This window comes from Geobacillus sp. ZGt-1, from assembly GCF_001026865.1.
Classification (GTDB): domain Bacteria; phylum Bacillota; class Bacilli; order Bacillales; family Anoxybacillaceae; genus Geobacillus; species Geobacillus thermoleovorans.
On record NZ_LDPD01000209.1, the window covers coordinates 1 to 389 of the forward strand.

The window sequence follows — 389 nt, forward strand, 5'->3', positions numbered from 1 at the left end:
AGACGGGATCACGACATCGGTCAAAAACTTGCCGATGGCTTCTTCTTTCGTCGTCCGCGCCATTTTCTCAGCCGGTGGATTGATCGATGTAATCCGTCCTTTTGCATCGATCGATAAAATGCCGTTATGGGCGGCGTTGAAAATGGCATCCAAATGTTTTAAGCGGAGTTGTGCCACCTTCGCATATGCCGTCAAATGCTGCTCTTTCGTCAACACACCGACAAGGCGTCCGCTCTCATCGACAACGGGCCGGAGCGGACCGCCGCCAAACTCGATCACTTCCACACGGTCGTGAATGGAAAGCGGCGGCAGCGACGGGCGCATCACCTCACGCACAGTTGTTTTCCCTTGGACAAGACCGAACAACACGTCTTTGACCGCCACCACGC

General features: G+C 54.8%; 1 protein-coding gene. It reads right to left on the bottom strand.

Annotated elements, in window-relative coordinates; genetic code table 11:
* The coding region (locus tag VU18_RS16660) for a PAS domain-containing protein (protein WP_152668875.1) at positions 1-389 on the bottom strand (389 nt) is incomplete at both ends.